The organism is Pseudoalteromonas sp. c7(2019), from assembly GCF_011378625.1.
Lineage (GTDB): Bacteria > Pseudomonadota > Gammaproteobacteria > Enterobacterales > Alteromonadaceae > Pseudoalteromonas > Pseudoalteromonas arctica.
Genome location: NZ_WTKS01000083.1, coordinates 261 through 460, shown reverse-complemented (window position 1 = coordinate 460; position 200 = coordinate 261). Strand labels below are relative to the sequence as shown.

At 39.0% G+C, this 200-nt stretch carries 1 pseudogene; it reads left to right on the top strand.

The window, feature by feature from the left end:
• Positions 1 to 200: pseudogene (locus tag GQR38_RS20600) on the top strand (Hsp70 family protein); the annotation flags it as partial.

Here is a 200-nt window from a genome sequence, read left to right as displayed (position 1 = left end):
TAAATCTTTAGCAGATTTAGATCAAACGCACTTACCTTATGAGTTCTCTGCACATGAAAGTGGTTTAGCACAAATTAATACAGTATGTGGCCCAATCAATGCAGTGCAAGCATCTTCTGAAATTTTAAAAGTATTGGCGCAACGTGCAACAGACAGTTTGCAAGGTGAATTAAGTGGCGTAGTGATTACCGTTCCAGCTT